The 16744-nt window shown below is 64.4% G+C and carries 16 protein-coding genes and 2 tRNA genes; 3 read left to right on the top strand and 15 right to left on the bottom strand.

Going from position 1 to position 16744, the window contains the following annotated elements; translation table 11 throughout:
* Window positions 1-194 precede the first annotated feature (194 nt).
* The 6 genes from ndk to mobA form a co-directional block, all read right to left on the bottom strand.
* Window positions 195-608 carry a nucleoside-diphosphate kinase gene (gene ndk / locus WIMU1_RS12305; RefSeq protein WP_030163720.1) on the bottom strand — a complete coding sequence of 138 codons (414 nt, stop codon included), beginning with the start codon at window positions 606-608 and terminating at the stop codon, window positions 195-197.
* A gap of 35 nt (window positions 609-643) precedes the next feature.
* Window positions 644-1030 (bottom strand): hypothetical protein, encoded by a 387-nt coding sequence (locus tag WIMU1_RS12300; RefSeq protein WP_023960389.1) that lies wholly within the window; start codon window positions 1028-1030, stop codon window positions 644-646.
* Between the two features lie 139 nt (window positions 1031-1169).
* Entirely contained in the window at window positions 1170-1586 is a 417-nt protein-coding gene (locus WIMU1_RS12295) for a DUF4233 domain-containing protein (protein WP_030163723.1), read from the bottom strand.
* Window positions 1583-2995, bottom strand: a complete 1413-nt coding sequence (gene folC, locus WIMU1_RS12290) for a bifunctional tetrahydrofolate synthase/dihydrofolate synthase (protein ID WP_062797699.1) — start codon at window positions 2993-2995, stop codon at window positions 1583-1585. The genes WIMU1_RS12295 and folC overlap by 4 nt, the downstream gene beginning before the upstream one ends.
* Entirely contained in the window at window positions 2992-5667 is a 2676-nt protein-coding gene (locus WIMU1_RS12285; protein ID WP_062797698.1) for a valine--tRNA ligase, read from the bottom strand. The genes folC and WIMU1_RS12285 overlap by 4 nt, the downstream gene beginning before the upstream one ends.
* A gap of 52 nt (window positions 5668-5719) precedes the next feature.
* Window positions 5720-6349 (bottom strand): molybdenum cofactor guanylyltransferase, encoded by a 630-nt coding sequence (gene mobA / locus WIMU1_RS12280; protein ID WP_062798501.1) that lies wholly within the window; start codon window positions 6347-6349, stop codon window positions 5720-5722.
* A 67-nt stretch (window positions 6350-6416) separates the two neighbouring features.
* Here mobA and fdhD point away from each other — a divergent pair, with 67 nt between their 5' ends.
* Complete coding sequence (gene fdhD / locus WIMU1_RS12275; protein WP_062797696.1) at window positions 6417-7238, top strand: formate dehydrogenase accessory sulfurtransferase FdhD; 822 nt, start codon at window positions 6417-6419, stop codon at window positions 7236-7238.
* A 9-nt stretch (window positions 7239-7247) separates the two neighbouring features.
* On the opposite strand, the gene clpX is transcribed toward fdhD, so the two are convergent.
* From clpX to WIMU1_RS12250, 5 genes are all read right to left on the bottom strand, one after another.
* Window positions 7248-8525 (bottom strand): ATP-dependent Clp protease ATP-binding subunit ClpX, encoded by a 1278-nt coding sequence (gene clpX, locus WIMU1_RS12270; RefSeq protein WP_030163729.1) that lies wholly within the window; start codon window positions 8523-8525, stop codon window positions 7248-7250.
* Between the two features lie 203 nt (window positions 8526-8728).
* Entirely contained in the window at window positions 8729-9358 is a 630-nt protein-coding gene (locus WIMU1_RS12265) for an ATP-dependent Clp protease proteolytic subunit (protein ID WP_030163730.1), read from the bottom strand.
* A gap of 73 nt (window positions 9359-9431) precedes the next feature.
* A complete protein-coding gene (locus WIMU1_RS12260) occupies window positions 9432-10037 on the bottom strand; it encodes an ATP-dependent Clp protease proteolytic subunit (RefSeq protein WP_062798500.1) in 606 nt (201 codons plus the stop codon).
* Window positions 10038-10198: 161 nt separating this feature from the next.
* Entirely contained in the window at window positions 10199-11563 is a 1365-nt protein-coding gene (gene tig / locus WIMU1_RS12255; RefSeq protein ID WP_062797694.1) for a trigger factor, read from the bottom strand.
* A 31-nt stretch (window positions 11564-11594) separates the two neighbouring features.
* Window positions 11595-11668, bottom strand: a tRNA-Pro gene (locus WIMU1_RS12250).
* 180 nt (window positions 11669-11848) lie between these two features.
* On the opposite strand from WIMU1_RS12250, the gene WIMU1_RS12245 reads away from it, so the two are divergent.
* A tRNA-Gly gene (locus tag WIMU1_RS12245) sits at window positions 11849-11922 on the top strand.
* 259 nt (window positions 11923-12181) lie between these two features.
* Entirely contained in the window at window positions 12182-12859 is a 678-nt protein-coding gene (locus WIMU1_RS12240) for a L,D-transpeptidase (protein WP_062797693.1), read from the top strand.
* Window positions 12860-12926: 67 nt separating this feature from the next.
* Here WIMU1_RS12240 and sthA read toward each other — a convergent pair whose 3' ends face one another.
* The 4 genes from sthA to WIMU1_RS12220 all read right to left on the bottom strand — a co-directional run bounded on the left by sthA (window position 12927) and on the right by WIMU1_RS12220 (window position 16668).
* Window positions 12927-14363, bottom strand: a complete 1437-nt coding sequence (gene sthA / locus WIMU1_RS12235) for a Si-specific NAD(P)(+) transhydrogenase (RefSeq protein ID WP_062797691.1) — start codon at window positions 14361-14363, stop codon at window positions 12927-12929.
* Between the two features lie 105 nt (window positions 14364-14468).
* Complete coding sequence (locus WIMU1_RS12230; RefSeq protein ID WP_120802752.1) at window positions 14469-15317, bottom strand: PE-PPE domain-containing protein; 849 nt, start codon at window positions 15315-15317, stop codon at window positions 14469-14471.
* A 64-nt stretch (window positions 15318-15381) separates the two neighbouring features.
* Window positions 15382-16179, bottom strand: a complete 798-nt coding sequence (locus WIMU1_RS12225) for an Fpg/Nei family DNA glycosylase (protein ID WP_062797690.1) — start codon at window positions 16177-16179, stop codon at window positions 15382-15384.
* 15 nt (window positions 16180-16194) lie between these two features.
* Entirely contained in the window at window positions 16195-16668 is a 474-nt protein-coding gene (locus tag WIMU1_RS12220; RefSeq protein WP_062798496.1) for a ribose-5-phosphate isomerase, read from the bottom strand.
* Window positions 16669-16744 lie beyond the last annotated feature (76 nt).

Here is a 16744-nt window from a genome sequence, read left to right as displayed (position 1 = left end):
GACTGATGTCGAGCGCCACGATGTCCACACCACGCCATGTGAAAACCACATGAGTGGGGACCGAGCACCCGAACTGATCATCTGGCAGTCGACGCCCGCGAGGGCTCGACAACCTCTGTCAGTATCCCACACAACTGTGGCCCGGCGGTCCAGACCTCCGACATCGCCGGCACACAGGCCGACAGCGAGTCCGATCAGCCGAGGTCAGGGAACCAGAGACCGATTTCGCGCTCGGCCGAATCGGGCGAGTCCGACCCGTGGACAAGATTGAACTGGGTGCTGAGCGCATAGTCCCCGCGGATCGTCCCGGGAACGGCCTTCTCGACCGGATCGGTTCCGCCGGCGATCTGCCGGAAGGCAGCCACGGCGCGCGGGCCCTCGAGCACTGCCGCGACCAGGGGGCCCGACGTGATGAATTCGAGCAGCGAAGGATAGAAGGGCTTGCCCTCGTGCTCCGCGTAGTGTCCCGCAGCGACGTCGTCGCTGACGGTCTTGAGTTCCAGAGCCACCAGGGTCAAGCCCTTGCGCTCGATGCGGCCGATGATGTCGCCGACCAGGCCGCGCTTCACACCGTCGGGCTTGATGAGTACCAGAGTCCGTTCAGTCACCCGGTCAGCCTAGCCCGCCGGTCGAGGGCACTGCCCTACGGCTGGCAGTACGCGCCGTCGACTCCGAAGAACCCGTAGCTGAACACGCCACCCGTGGTGGGCGCCGGATCGATGACCACCTGGATACAGCCGCCCGGCGACGCAAGCGCCTCTTGTACCGCGACGTCGAAACGCGCGGCCAGTGCCAGGTTCGCCGGCTTGTACTCGGCGGGCACCGGGAGCGACGCCACGAACTCCGGCAGGTCCATGTCCGCGGCCCGCTGAGTCAGAGCATGGGTCGCGGTGTAACTGAACTGACTGCCACCCACCGGCATGGGTGGGCCCGCGACAGCCGATGCCGAGCCCGCACCGAGTGCAGTCCCCGCGACGATGCAGGCGGCGCCGGCTGCGAGTACGGCAGGAACGGATGCGAGACGAGACATAAAAGATGGGCCTTTCGACGGTTACGTGTGTGTGCGATCTTGTCAGCGTCGATGGCTCCACGGAACCCGAAATGCGAGTTTTCAGGTCACGTTCCGGCAACAACAAAAATCGTTACCGGACAACACGATTTGACCTGCGTCAGTCGGTGATCGGCTCTTGCCCGTTCAGCAAGCCGCGTTCCATTCGAAGACGAACGTCCCGCTTGATGTAGGCGATGTACAACCACACCAGCAGGAACACCACACCGACGGCCCCGATGGACCAGTGGACGATCCACCCGGCCACGGTGATCACTTGCAGCGCAAGGTCATACGGAAGCGCCCAGCTTCTGCCCTGCAGCCCCGAACCCAGGATGAGAGCGAGCGTCAGCACACCGAGATACACAGCCGACCACGCCGTCAGTCCACCGCCGACCCGGACGACGATCGGAAATGCCAGCATCACCACTATTGCTTCCAGGATGAGCGTTCCGGCCATCACACCCCGTAGACCACGCCACGGATCGACCGTCGGCGGCGTGAATCGCGCTGGTGGGTCAGGGTTTTGAGGGCTCATGCCGGGTCCTTGCCGAAGAGGGTGCGAGCAGCGCCCGCCGTCACCACCGAGCCGGTGATCACCACGCCGGTTCCCGACATGCCCTCGGCCTCGTCGAGGTTCTCCTCGGCCAGTTCGATGGCGGTCTCGACCGCATCGGGCAGGAAGCCGCGAACCTGAACCCGATCCTCGCCGAAGATAGTGATGGCCACGTCGGCCAGTTGTTCCGGGTCCATCGCCCGCGGGGAACCGTTGTGGGTGAGCACGATGGCGTCGAACACCGGCTCGAAAGCGGCGAGTAATCCTGCGACGTCCTTGTCCGCCATCACGCTGATGACGCCGATCAGCCGCCGGAAGTCGAATTCCTCGTCCAATGCGGCCGCGAGCGCAGCGGCACCGTGCGGGTTGTGCGCCGCGTCGAGGAAGACAGTCGGCGCCGAACGCACCCGTTCCAACCGTCCGGGACTGGTGACTGCGGCAAAGCCGGCGCGCACCGCCTCGATGTCGAGTTGCCGGTCCGCACCGGCGCCGAAGAAGGCCTCGACCGCCGCGAGTGCGAGCGCCGCGTTCGACGCCTGATGGGCTCCGTGCAGCGGCAGGAACAGTTCGGAGTATTCGCCGCCGAGGCCCTGCAGTGTGAGCATCTGTCCGCCCACGGCGGTCCGGCGTTCGAGGACTGCGAACTCCGAGCCCTCACGGGCCACGAAGTTGTCGGCCTCGACCGCGGCGCGCAGGAGCACGTCGGCCACCTCAAGCTGCTGGACGGCGAGCACGGTCACCGGGTCGGTCGGCACCAGTGCATCCGGTGCCTTCTTGATGATCCCGGCCTTCTCCCCCGCGATGGCCGTGAGGGTGTCACCCAGATAGTCGCTGTGGTCCATCGCGATCGGGGTGATCACGGCCACCGAAGCGTTGATCACGTTGGTGGCATCCCACCTGCCGCCCATGCCTGTCTCGACCACCGCGACATCCACCGGCGCTTCGGCGAAGGCTGTGTAGGCCATCGCGGTGAGGACCTCGAACTTGCTCATCCGTGGGCCGTCGGCCGCGAGCGACCGATCGTCGATCATGTCGATGTAGGGCTCGAGTTCTCGGTAGGTGTCCACGTAGACACGCGGTGAGATCGGCTCCCCATCGATGGAGATGCGTTCGGTGGCCAACTGCAGGTGCGGACTGGTGATGCGGCCGGTACGCCGATGGAGAGCGGTGAGCAGCGCGTCGATCATCCTCGTGACCGAGGTTTTCCCGTTCGTTCCGGCCACGTGGATCGCCGGATAGCCGTGTTGCGGCGACCCGAGCAGATCCATCAGAGCGGAGATCCTGGCCAAGCTCGGTTCGATCTTCGTCTCGGGCCAGCGGGTGTCGAGCTGCGCCTCCACCTCACCGAGTTCGGCGAGGTCCTCCGCGGTCGGTACCTGGGGGCCCGTCACGACCGCGAATCCAGTTCGGCCAGTTTGGCCTTGATGCGGACGATCTCTTCTTCGGCCACCTGCGCCCGGGTCTCGATCTTCGCCTTCACGTGGTCGGGCGCCTTGGCCATGAACTGCTCGTTGGCCAGCTTCGCGGTGGTGGTGGCCAGCTCCTTCTCCGCTGCGGCCAACTCCTTCTCCAGACGACGCTTCTCCGCAGCCACATCGATCGTGCCGGAGGTGTCGATCTGCACCGTGACCGTCGTCGACCGCAGGCGCACCTCGATGGTCGCGGTCGCCGCGAAGCCCGGCTCCGCTCTGCTCAGTCGTGCCAGTGAGTCGATGTAGTCGCGCTGTGCGACGAGGTCTGCGGCTTCGAGTCCGATGAGTTCGGCCGCGACTCGCTGCGACGGCTTGAGTCCCTGGTCGCTACGGAACCGGCGGATCTCGGTGATCAGTCGCTGGGTGTCCTCGATGCGGTGGTGTGCGTCGCGATCGACCGGTTCACCTGATGCGGTGGGCCAGTCGGCGATGACCACGGATTCGCCGCCGGTCAAGGTCTGCCACAGGACCTCGGTGACGAACGGCATCACCGGATGCAGCATTCGCAGCAGAGAATCGAGCACGGTTCCGAGAACGATCTTTGTTGTGGCCGAGACGGTTTCGTCTTCGCGAGCGAATTGCACCTTGGCCAGTTCGAGGTACCAGTCGCACACCTCGTCCCAGGCGAAGTGGTACAGCGCCTCACAGGCCTTGGAGAACTCGTAGGCCTCGAAACCCGCGTCCGCCTCGGCATGCACCTCGTCGAGCCGCCCGAGAATCCACCGATCTGCGTCGGTCAGATCTGCACGCGGCGGCAGCTCCCCGACCTTCGCCCCGTTCATCAACGCGAACTTGGTGGCGTTGAACAACTTGGTGGCGAAGTTGCGCGAGGACTGCGCGAGATCGTCGCCGACGGACAGGTCGCCGCCGGGGTTCGCACCTCGCGCGAGTGTGAACCGCAGTGCATCGGCACCGTATTGGTTCACCCAGTCCAGCGGGTCGATCCCGTTGCCCTTGGACTTCGACATCTTGCTGCCGTGCTCATCGCGAACGAGGCCGTGCAAGAAGACGTTCCGGAACGGGACCGGAGCGTCCGCGCCGATCTGCTCGCCGATGGCCCCGGCGACGTACGTACCGAACATCATCATCCGGGCGACCCAGAAGAACAGGATGTCGTACCCGGTGACCAGCACGGACGTGGGATAGAACTTGGCCAGCTCGGCGCTCTCCTCGGGCCACCCCATGGTGGAGAAGGGCCACAGTCCGGACGAGAACCAGGTGTCGAGGACGTCATTGTCCTGCACGTACCCTTCCGGCGCCGACTCCCCCGGGCCCACGCACACCATGTCGCCGTCCGGGCCGTACCAGACCGGGATCCGATGCCCCCACCACAGCTGGCGCGAGATGCACCAGTCGTGCATGTCATCGACCCATGCGAACCAGCGCGGTTCGAGCGAAGCAGGGTGGATCACTGTGTCGCCGTTGCGTACCGCGTCGCCGGCTGCCTTGGCCAGCGACTCCACCCGCACCCACCACTGCATGCTCAGACGCGGCTCGATCGGTTCGCCGCTTCGTTCGGAGTGACCGACGCTGTGCAGATAAGGGCGCACCTCCTTGACGATGCGACCCTGTTCGGCCAGCACCTCACGGACCTTGACCCGTGCCTCGGCGCGATCGAGGCCGTCGAATTGCGTTCCGGTACCCGCGACTCGACCCGACTCGTCCATCATCGTCGGCATCGGCAGGTTGTGTCGCGCTCCGAGTGCGAAGTCGTTCGGGTCATGCGCGGGCGTGATCTTGACTGCGCCACTTCCGAAATCCGGATCGACATAGTCGTCCGCGACAACCGGGATGCGGCGATCGACAAATGGGTGGTCCAGTTCGGTGCCGACCAGATGTTTGTAACGCTCGTCGTCCGGATGCACCGCGATCGCGGTGTCACCGAGCATGGTCTCCATTCGCGTGGTCGCCACGACGATGTGGGGCTCGTTGTCGTCGAGGGAGCCGTACCTGAAGCTGACGAGCTCGCCTTCGACGTCGGAGTACTTCACCTCGATGTCGCTGATCGCGGTCTGCAACACGGGCGACCAGTTCACGAGTCGCTCGGCGCGGTAGATCAAACCCTCGTCGAACATCTTCTTGAACACGGTTTGCACTGCCCGGGACAGCCCGTCGTCCATGGTGAAACGTTCACGACTCCAGTCGACGCCGTCGCCGAGACTGCGCATCTGGGCACCGATCGCGCCGCCGGATTCTGCCTTCCACTTCCACACCCGGTCGATGAACTCGTCACGCCCGATGTCGTTCTTGTCGATGCCCTGCCCCGTCAGCTGACGCTCGACCAGGGTCTGCGTCGCGATACCGGCATGGTCCATACCCGGGAGCCAGAGCACCTCGTACCCCTGCATCCGCCGACGACGGCACATGGCGTCCATCAGGACGTGGTCGAGGGCGTGTCCCATGTGCAGCGAACCCGTCACGTTCGGTGGCGGCAGGACGATGGAGAACGGCGGCTTGTCGCTGGACGGGTCCGCGGTGAAGTATCCGGCCTCTACCCAGTTCCGGTACAGCCGTCCCTCGTGTACGCCGGGGTCCCAGGTCTTGGGCAGGGCTTCGGGAGTGCTGTCGGAGTGCTGGGACGATTCGGTCACCGGCCAATTCTAGGCAGTCGGTGGTGAAGAGACGAAAGTGCAGGTCTCCTGCTCAGGGAACACGCAATCGGTGCAGGTCTTCGGGGGCGTTGACGTTGGTCAACCATGTCGGATCGCTCAGCGTCACCCGGTTGGTTCGCAGGGCGTCCACTGCGGCCAGCATCCGGCGTTCGCCACCCTGCACCAACTCGTCCAGCGTGGCCGCCGCACGGGTGCGGTACACCCCGGCCAGTGGGTGAGCCCGCTGCGAGTCGACGGCGATGGCGGCATCATCGGCGTCGGTGAGCCCGCGCAGCAGTTCATCGACCATCTCAGCGGTGACAAGGGGCATATCCGTGGCGCAGACGAAGACGATGTCGCGGCCACGTTCGGCGGCTGCGGCCAATCCGGTGGCGAGACCACCGAGCGGGCCGGCGCCTTCGGCCTCACCGGTCACCCATGTGACGTCCGCGGAGCTGCTGTCAGCGGTGCCGTCGATACCATCGTGGCCGGCCCGCAAGCCCTGATAGGCGGGCGATCCCTCCGGGGCCAGCACCAGAACCGGGTCGCATCGCTCCCCCACGATCCGGGTGATCCGGCCGAGCATCGATTCGCCGTTCCATTCCAGTGCCGCCTTGTCGCTGCCCATCCGCTTGGACGCGCCACCGGCCAGGACAACTGCGCCTACTCGCTCATGCTCCATGGAGACAGTTAACGCGAGCACGGGGGCGCGTGGGCGAAAACGGGAGCACAGGGTGATGATGGTCGTCATGGGACGAGTGACCAGTCGTACGCGGGTCCGCCGGATCCGGCCGGGCAACACCGATTCGCGGGCCGACTCGCTCGCGGTCGAGGAACCCCTCGAGATTCGTGTTGGCGGAGAAGCGCTCTCGGTCACGATGCGCACACCTGGGTCCGACATCGACCTCACACACGGCTTCCTGATGACCGAGGGACTCATCGACGGCGCGGACGACATCAGCGCCATCCGATATTGCGACGGCGTCGACGACCAAGGCCGCAACACCTACAACGTGCTCGACGTCAGCCTGCGCGACGACCGGCCGCTTCCCGCGGGTTCGACGCGAAATTTCTACACCACCTCATCGTGCGGTGTGTGCGGAAAGGCATCCCTCGACGCTGTTCGACTGGCATCCAACTACCGGCTGGAGGACGATCCCTCGACCGTGGACGTCGACACGCTCTTCACCATGCCAGAGCAGTTGAGGTCGCTGCAGAAGACGTTCGACGCGACCGGCGGAGTACACGGAGCCGCGCTGTTCACCACCGACGGCGAACTCCTCGCGGTGCGCGAAGACGTAGGTCGCCACAACGCCGTCGACAAGGTGATCGGATGGGCTGTGACACAACGATTGTTGCCTTTACGGGCAACAGTGCTGATGGTGTCCGGCCGCGCGTCTTTCGAGCTCGCGCAGAAAGCCGTCATGGCCGGGGTACCGATACTCGCGGCGGTGTCCGCGCCATCGTCACTTGCGGTGGATCTGGGCAACGACAACGACCTGACGATCGTCGGATTTCTCCGCGGAGAATCGATGAACGTGTACTCGGCCGGTCACCGCGTTCTCGAATAGCCCAGCGGCTCAGGCGCTCTTGTCGCGCCGTTCGTCGCGCCGCGGCTTGCGGGGAACGATGGTGGGAAGAACGTTGTCGCGCACGGTTTCTCCCGTGACAACCACCTTCGCGACATCATCGCGGCTCGGGATGTCGTACATCACCGGGAGCAGGACCTCTTCCATGATGGCCCGGAGACCACGAGCACCGGTGCCACGGTGGATCGCCTGATCCGCGATGGCCTCGAGAGCGTCCTCGGTGAACTCGAGTTCCACACCGTCCATGTCGAAGAGTCGCGCGTACTGCTTGACGAGCGCGTTCTTCGGCTGCGACAGGATGCTGACGAGGGATTCCTTGTCGAGGTTGGTCACCGATGCGATCACCGGCAGTCGGCCGATGAACTCGGGGATCAGACCGAACTTGATCAGGTCCTCGGGCATGACCTCGGCGAAATGGTCAGCACTGTCGTCGTCGTTCTTGGCGACCTCAGTGCCGAATCCGATGCCGCGCTTACCGATTCGATCCGACACGATCTTGTCGAGTCCGGCGAATGCGCCGGCCACGATGAAGAGCACGTTTGTGGTGTCGATCTGGATGAACTCTTGATGGGGGTGCTTGCGGCCGCCCTGCGGAGGTACCGAGGCCTGCGTGCCCTCGAGGATCTTGAGCAATGCCTGCTGCACGCCTTCACCCGAGACGTCCCGCGTGATCGACGGGTTCTCGCTCTTGCGGGCGATCTTGTCGACTTCATCGATGTAGATGATGCCGGTCTCGGCCCGCTTGACGTCGTAGTCGGCCGCTTGGATGAGCTTGAGCAGGATGTTCTCGACATCCTCGCCCACGTAGCCGGCCTCGGTGAGCGCCGTGGCGTCGGCGATGGCGAACGGAACGTTCAGCATCTTCGCTAGGGTCTGTGCGAGGTAGGTCTTTCCACAGCCGGTTGGACCGAGCATCAGGATGTTCGACTTCGCGAGCTCCACGGGCTCCATGCCGCGCGAGTCCTTGCGGTCGCCGGCCTGTATGCGCTTGTAGTGGTTGTAGACCGCGACGGCCAGGGTGCGCTTGGCAGTGTCCTGACCGATGACGTAGTTCTCCAGGAAATCCCGGATCTCCATGGGCTTGGGGAGTTCGTCGAGTTTGACATCGCTGGTCTCGGCCAGCTCTTCCTCGATGATCTCGTTGCACAGGTCGATGCACTCATCGCAGATGTACACGCCGGGTCCAGCGATCAGCTTCTTGACCTGTTTTTGGCTCTTTCCGCAGAAAGAACATTTCAGCAGATCGCCACCATCTCCGATACGTGCCATCTGTTGCTGTACCTACTTCCCTTACCCTGATGCTCCAAAGACGTGAAGTCCGGTGGTCCGCCCCAGCCCATGCGGAGCACAGTAACCACGACCGTACCCGTACGTCGGCGGAACTTCGACCGATAAAGCCAAATGTCGCGGGCCTTTTTGCCTGCCCACGACCGCTCTTGCCCGCCGCCGAGGACGGCGGGCCGAGCGCGGCGCTACTTCTTTCCTGACTTCTTCCGGTACTCGAAAACCTCGTCGATGATCCCGTACTCTTTGGCCGCTTGCGCGGTCAGGATGTTGTCGCGATCGGTGTCCTTGCGGATCTTGTCCGCCGGCTGTCCGGTGTGTCCGGCGAGGATGTCGTCGAGTCGCTTGCGGATCCGCTCGATCTCGGCCGCCTGGATCTCGAGGTCGGACACCTGGCCCTGGTATGCACCGCCGGTGCGGGGCTGGTGGATCAGAACGGTGGCGTTGGGCAGCGCCGCACGCTTACCCGGTGTTCCGGCGGCAAGGACGATGGCCGCAGCCGAGGCAGCCTCGCCGAGGCAGACGGTCGCGATGTCGCAGTGCACGTACTGCATGGTGTCGTAGATGGCCAGCATCGCCGGAACGCTGCCGCCGGGCGAGTTGACGTACATGATGATGTCGCGATCAGGATCCTGCGACTCGAGCACCAGGAGCTGGGCCATGATGTCGTTGGCAACCGTCTCGTCGATCGGCGTGCCCAAGAACACGATTCGCTCTTCGAAGAGCTTGGCGTAGGGGTTGTACTCGCGAGCGCCGTTCGGCGTGTGCTCGATGAACGAGGGCAGGATGTACCGCGACTGGGGTGAAAGATTGTTCATGGTTCCAGGTTCTTTCCGATGAGTGTGCGAGGGGCCGGAGCCGTAGCGAAGCGGAGCTCGGCCATGGACACGATCAGGCGCGCGTGATCACGTGATCGACGAGCCCGTATTCCTTGGCCTGCTCGGCGGTGAACCACTTGTCACGATCGGCGTCCGCCTCGATCTGTTCCAGGGTTTGCCCGGAGAACTCGGCGTTGAGCTTGTTCATCTCTTTTTTGGTCAACGCGAACTGCTCGGCCTGGATGGCGATATCGGCCGCTGTTCCGCCGATACCGGCCGACGGCTGGTGCATCATGATGCGCGCGTGCGGCAGGGCGTGACGCTTGCCCTTGGTGCCCGCGGCGAGCAGGAACTGCCCCATCGACGCCGCCATGCCCATCGCGTAGGTGGAGATGTCGCACGGTGCCAGCTGCATCGTGTCGAAGATCGCCATGCCCGCGGTGACCGAACCGCCGGGCGAGTTGATGTAGAGGTTGATGTCCTTGGTCGGATCTTCTGCCGACAGCAGCAAGATCTGCGCGCACAAGCGGTTGGCGATCTCGTCATCGACCTGGGTGCCCAAGAAGATGATCCGCTCGCGCAGCAGACGCTCGAAGACCGAGTCGGACAAGTTCAGACCGATACCCGAACTCGCGGTTGCTCCGGAGAGCGCGGGCGTGTGGATCTTCGGCTCAGTCACGGTACCTACCTTCGACGTCCCGGAAAGACTTCCGGGGTTTTCGTTCAACGGACTCACAGTCATTTGATTGCTGTCTTCGACCCTAACGAATAGGGACGACGCCGATGGCCCGGCGTCGCCCCTATTCGCTGACAGCAGAAATTGTGCTGGCGTTTTACCAGCTACGACTCATCGGATGCCGACGTGTCGGCGTCCTCGTCGGACGTCGGCTTACCGAAGAACTCTTCGGTGTCGACGGTCTCGCCCTCGGTGTCCTTGACGGTCACCAGGTGCACGATCGACGACAGCGCCTTGCTCCGGCGGACCTCGGCGTACACCGCGCCCACCTGATTGGCCTGCTGCAGCTGCTGTGCAAACTCCGCCGGCTGCATGCCGTAACGCTGGGCCTGGAACATGATCTGCTGCATCAGCTCGTCCTGGCCGACCTCGGTGTCCTGCTGGTCGGCGATGGCGTCGAGCAACAGCTGGGTCTTGACCGACTTCTCGGCCGCCTCGCGTGTCTCGGCCTCGAACTTCTCGCGGGTGGTGCCCTGCGCCTCGAGCAGCTGCTCGAAAGCCGCCTCGTCGTGTCCGAGGCTGTGCACCACCTGGTGGACCTGTCCGTCGACCTCGGCTGTGACGACGGCCTCGGGAAGCGGGATCTCGACCGACTCGGTCAGTTTGGCGACGAGCGCCTCGCTGATCGCGTTGGCCTGCTCCATCTTCTTCGACCGTGCGACACGCTCACGCAGATCCGCCTTCAGCTCGTCCACGGTGTCGAACTCGCTCGCCAGCTGGGCGAACTCGTCGTCGACCTCGGGCAGCTCGCGTTCCTTGACGGTGAGGACCTTGACGGTGACCTCGGCCTGATCGCCGCTGTGCTCACCGGCGACCAGAGTGCTGGTGAAGGTCTTCTCTTCGCCGGCATTCAGACCGATGAGGGCCTCGTCGAGTCCGTCGATGAGCTCACCGGAGCCCACCTCGTGCGACAGACCGCTCGTGGCTGCCTCTTCGACCTCTTTGCCGTCGATCGTGGCGGAGAGGTCGATCGACACGAAGTCGCCGTCGGCGACGGGCCGCTCCACACCGGTGAGGGTGCCGAAACGTGCGCGCAGGGACTGCAATTGCTCATCGACAGCCTCGTCGTCGACCTTGACCGGTTCGACCTCGACCTCGAGGGTCGAGTAATCCGGCAGATCGATGTCCGGGCGCACGTCGACCTCGGCGGTGAACGTGATGCTCTCGCCGTACGCGAGTTCCGAGAGGTCGATCTCGGGCTGACCGATCGCCTTGATCTCCGTCTCTGCGACGGCCTCGCTGTACTTGCCCGGGATCGCCTCGTTGACGACCTGGGCGAGCACTGCGTCGCGGCCGACTCGGGCCTCGATCAGTTTGGCCGGGGCCTTGCCGGGCCGGAATCCGGGGATCCGGATGTCGCGGGCCAGCGTCTTGTAGGTGCGGGCGAAATCCGGTTCGAGTTCCGCGAACGGGACCTCGACGTTGAGTTTGACCCGCGTCGGGCTGATCTGCTCGACGGTGCTCTTCACTTGACTCCCTTGTCTTGCCTTCTCACGTGAGTCGGGATGACAGGATTTGAACCTGCGACCCTCCGCTCCCAAAGCGGATGCGCTACCAAGCTGCGCCACATCCCGTGTAGGTCCGCCCGCAGGGGTCTGTCACCGCCTGCGGAACCGAACGCAAATACTACGTGCCGTGTCGGTCTCCACCTAAACCGGTGATGGCGGCGAGGCGATTTTCGATCCGCGGGCCGGAGGCGGTACAGTCCTTTTCGCAGACGACGACGGTGGCGATCCCACCGAAATCGTGTGCACGCGGGTGTAGCTCAATGGTAGAGCCCTAGTCTTCCAAACTAGCTACGCGGGTTCGATTCCCGTCACCCGCTCCACCCTCAGAAGCCCTGGTCAGCACGTTGCTGACGAGGGCTTCTGTCGTTCGAGCGCCAGGTTTGGCGAACGCGCCGCCGCCGCCGCGTGGTCGAAGCCCGCGTGAATACAAGTGAGGCACGCCACATTCACTGGTGCCACACCGGTAGACACGCGCCACAACTAGGCCTTTTGCGTTTGGCTGGCCGTCCTACGCGTGCAACTATTAATCCGCGCTTTCGGGGAGCGTATAAGCCTGTCGCCGAAGTTAGGGTCCAACTAGTGTCGACCAGTAAGTTTGCCTCCGGGCGCAGCGTCATCCGCCTCCTGACCGCCGTTGTAGGCGTGATCGTCATGGCGCTGATGATTCCGGCCACCGCATTCGCGCAGCCGGCTCCGACCATTCCGGGCCTGCCCGGCGTGCCGCTGCCGACCATTCCGGGCATCTACACTCCCGCTCCGCAGCCGCCCGCGCCGGAACCGATCCCGGAACCCGCGCCCGCGCCGCCTGCAGAGCCTGCTCCCCCGGTCGCCACCCAGACCGGTTGGGTAGCCCTGGCCGACGACGCCACGCACGAACTCACCGTCTGGCACGACGGCAAGGTCGTACGCAAGATGCCGATCTCGATGGGTAAGAACGAGAACCCGACGCCGAACGGCACTTACTACACCAAGGAGAAGTACCGGGACATGTACATGGACTCGTCCACGTACGGCGTTCCGGTCGACTCCCCCAACGGCTACCGCACCTACGTCGAGTGGGCGATTCGCATGTCCTGGGACGGCATCTTCATCCACGGCGCGCCATGGTCGGTCGCTCAGCAGGGCAACACCAACGTGAGCCACGGCTGCATCAACCTGAGCCCGGAAAATGCGCAGTTCGTGTACGAGAACTTCCCCGAGGGCACCCCGATCGTGGTGCAGGGCACCATCGGCGGGCAGTACGTCCCCGGCAGCTAGACCTTTCTGATTCCGACAAAACCGGCGCCGAGAACAATCTCGGCGCCGGTTTTGTTGTCCCGGCCGTCTACTCCGCGCCCAGCTCGTACCCGTTGCCGACGCCGGTGACACGCGCGATGGCCCGCATCTTGTTCACCGCATCCAGAGCGGCAACCTTGTATCCCTCGGCGAGGGTCGGGTAGTTGAAGACCGCGTCGACGAGGTAGTCGATGGTGCCACCACAACCCATGACCGTCTGGCCGATGTGGACCAATTCGGCTGCATTGGAACCGAATACGTGCACCCCCAAAATACTTCGGTCCTGGGCGTCGACGAGGAGCTTCAACATCCCGTAGGCATCGCCCATGATGGTTCCGCGCGCGAGTTCGCGGTATCGGGCGACGCCCACCTCGAACGGAACGTTCGCCGCGGTCAGTTGGTCTTCGGTCTTGCCGACGTAACTGATCTCCGGGATCGAGTAGATGCCGATCGGGTGCTTTGATGAATCGGTCTCGCCGACCGGCTCCCCGAACGCGTCGTACGCTGCGCGCCGCCCCTGTTCCATCGCGGTCGCGGCAAGTGCGGGGAAGCCGATCACATCTCCCACCGCGTATATGTGGCTCACCGTTGTCCGGAAGCTGCCGTCGACCGTCAAGCGGCCACGTTTGTCGGCCTCGAGACCCGCTGCGGCCACGTTGAGTTCGTCGGTGACACCTTGACGTCCCGCCGAGTAGAGCACCGTGTCGGACGGGATCTTCTTGCCCGACGCCAGAACGGTCACACTGCCCGATTTGTGCTTTTCGACCATCTGCACGGACTCTCCGAAACGGAACGTGACGCCGCGGTCACGCATCTGGTACTGCAAGGCCTCGACCACCTCACGGTCACAGAAGTCCAGCATGCTCGAACGCTGCTCCACCACGGTGACCTTGGTGCCCAACGCGGCGAACATGGACGCGTACTCGATGCCGATGACCCCGGCGCCCACCACCACCATGGACGTCGGGACCCGGTCCATCCCGAGTATCTGGTCGGAGTCGACGATGGTGACGCCGTCGAACTCGACCGTGTCGGGACGCGCGGGACGGGTACCGACTGCGATCACGGCGTGGTCGAACGTCACGTTCTTGTGGTCGCCGTCGCCGGTGGTGATCTCGATCTCGTTCGGGCCGATGAAGGCCGCGCTACCGAGCAACAACGCAACCCTGTTGCGCGACAACTGATTCTGGATGACGTCGATTTCCCTACCGACGACGTGGGCGGTGCGGGCCGACAGATCGCCTACGGTGATGTCGGTCTTCAGCCGATACGACTGGCCGTACAGTTCACGCTGGTTCAGGCCGGTGAGGTAGAGGACGGCTTCGCGCAACGTCTTCGACGGGATGGTGCCGGTGTTGATGCACACCCCGCCCACCATGTTGCGCCGTTCGATCACCGCCGCACGCTTACCGAGTTTGGCGGCGGCAATGGCAGCCTTCTGCCCAGCCGGGCCGGAGCCGATGACAACAAGGTCGTAATGGTCCACGTGACTTCTCCCAGCGTTGATACGTCGGGATCAGTGTCACCCACCTCGGACCCCTGCACATTTCAGACGAGTGAATTGTTATGGCGGAGGGTCCCCGGGTGGCAGTCAGGCGACGTCGTGACGAACGGTGTCCGGCAATAAAGTGGCCTGGGCCTGAAGCCAACGACTCAGCATCTCGCACCCGGTGAGCCCGTCGGGATCGAACGGCTCGAACCCGTAGGCGATGTGGCGTCCACCTCGCCGATTGGCGATGACCAGCCTCCCGAGACGCACCCGCGTCGGAAGATAACCGGTCAACTCGATTGCCAGCACACGCAGTCGCCGGAGGTCCCGCCGCCACTGTCGAGGATGCAGCGATGTCCTCGCCGCGTTCTGAAAGCTGTTGCTGCGCAGTATGTGCCACAACCCGGCGAACCAGCCCCGTACATCTCTCGTCGAGAACGTAGCGGTCAGATCGGCGAGGTCGCGCAGTAACGAATCGTCGCTTGCGTTACAGATCACGTCACCCGGATGGCCGATCCAGAACGCCGGCAGCCCCTCGGGCAGATCCGGCCCGTGCCCGGCCAACCCGAAACCATCGCAGCCCGCGACCACGCCGGGCGGCTGATACGGATCGGCGACAAAACCGACAGCGGCCACATCTGCGTGTGTGGTCGCCAGCAACTGTCGGATGACCACCGCACCCTGCGAGTAGCCGATCAGCATCACCGGCCCGGATGCCCGTGCCATTTCGGCGCGTAAGTTGTCGACACCGGCAGCAACACTCTCCCGATAACTGATCCCGTTGCGTCGGGGCACGGGTCCGTAACTGGCCGGGTATCGGACCCACCGGCAGTCGAACCGCTCATCGAGTCGATCTGTCACCTGGGCCAGCATTCCGGACACCGCCGTACGCGGGTCCTTCCGATGGGTCTCGCCCGTACCCCCGACCGCCAGGATCGTCACAGTGGTCATCGCCCCATCGTGCCGGGTCAACCTGAGGCCTTGCTGTGTCGACACCAATTCGGGTCCGCGACGCTCAGTCGGCTTGGCAGACCGGGCACCAGTAGACCTTGCGTGCGGCCATGTCGGTCATCAGGATCGGCGTGCCGCAGATGCGGCAGGGTTCACCGGTACGGCGGTACACATACGTCCGGGGTCGGCCGGGACCGTACGACGGTGCGCCGTGATCGTCTTCGGGCCGGATGACGTGGATCTTGCCTCGCCGGACTCCCACAGTCATCAAGGTCACCAGGTCCGCCCATACCGCATCCCATTCGTCGCGGGACACATCGTTACCAGCGCGGAACGGGTTGATCGATGCACGGAACAGCACTTCGGCCCGGTAGACGTTCCCAACCCCGGCCAGCACTTTCTGATCCATCAGCAGTGCACCAATTGGCTTGCGTGACTTCGCTATCGCGTTCCATGCCTGTTCCGGGTCCGCATCTTTGCGCAGAGGGTCCGGTCCGAGCCGAGACGTCAGCGCAGCGAGATCGGCCGGCGTGAACAGCTCGCAGGCGGTGGGCCCGCGAAGGTCGGTTCCGTACTCGTCGGTCTCCATCCGCATCCGGACCTGGCCGACCGGCGGCGGCAACGGAGAGGGACCGTCGGAGAACGACCCGTACAGACCGAGATGGATGTGCACCAGTTCTCCACCGGCGTACCGATGGACCAGGTGCTTGCCCCAAGCCTCTGCCCGGGAGAACACCTGGCCGTCGAGTCGGGCTGCTGCGGCGGCGAATCTGCCCTGCGGGCTGGTGACAGTGACCGTCTGCCTGGCGAACTTCCGCTGGTGCAGTCGCGCCAGACGGTGGAGCGTATGCCCTTCCGGCACGGCCCGACCCTGCGGTCAGTCGGCAGGCAGGGCCGGTGGGGTGCCGGTGCGCTCGTATGCGGAGAGAATGTCGATCCGACGCTGATGACGTTCTTCGCCGGACCACTCCGTGGTGACGAAAGCATCCACGATCGCCAAGGCCTCTTCTTTGCTGTGCATGCGGCCGCCGATGCCGATCAGCTGAGCGTTGTTGTGCTGCCGCGCCAGCTGGGCGGTCTCCACGCTCCAGGCCAGCGCACATCGGGCACCGGGAACCTTGTTCGCCGCGATCTGCTCGCCGTTGCCACTGCCGCCGAGGACGATGCCGAGGCTCCCCTCGTCTGCGACGGTGCGGCGGGCGGCCTCCACGCAGAACGCCGGGTAGTCGTCCACGGCGTCGTATTCGTGCGCCCCGCAGTCGATCACCTCGTGCCCACCGGACGTGAGGTGTTCAGAGATCTGGCCTTTGAGTTCGAAGCCGGCATGGTCGCCACCTAGATACACGCGCATGGCGAACAGTCTGTCAGAGTCCACCACCGGATCTGTGCCCGACCACAGATCGTTCACGGTCACCATTGCATGAGCC

The organism is Williamsia muralis NBRC 105860, assembly GCF_001598915.1.
Classification (GTDB): domain Bacteria; phylum Actinomycetota; class Actinomycetes; order Mycobacteriales; family Mycobacteriaceae; genus Williamsia; species Williamsia muralis.
This window is presented reverse-complemented; position numbering and strand designations above follow the sequence as displayed.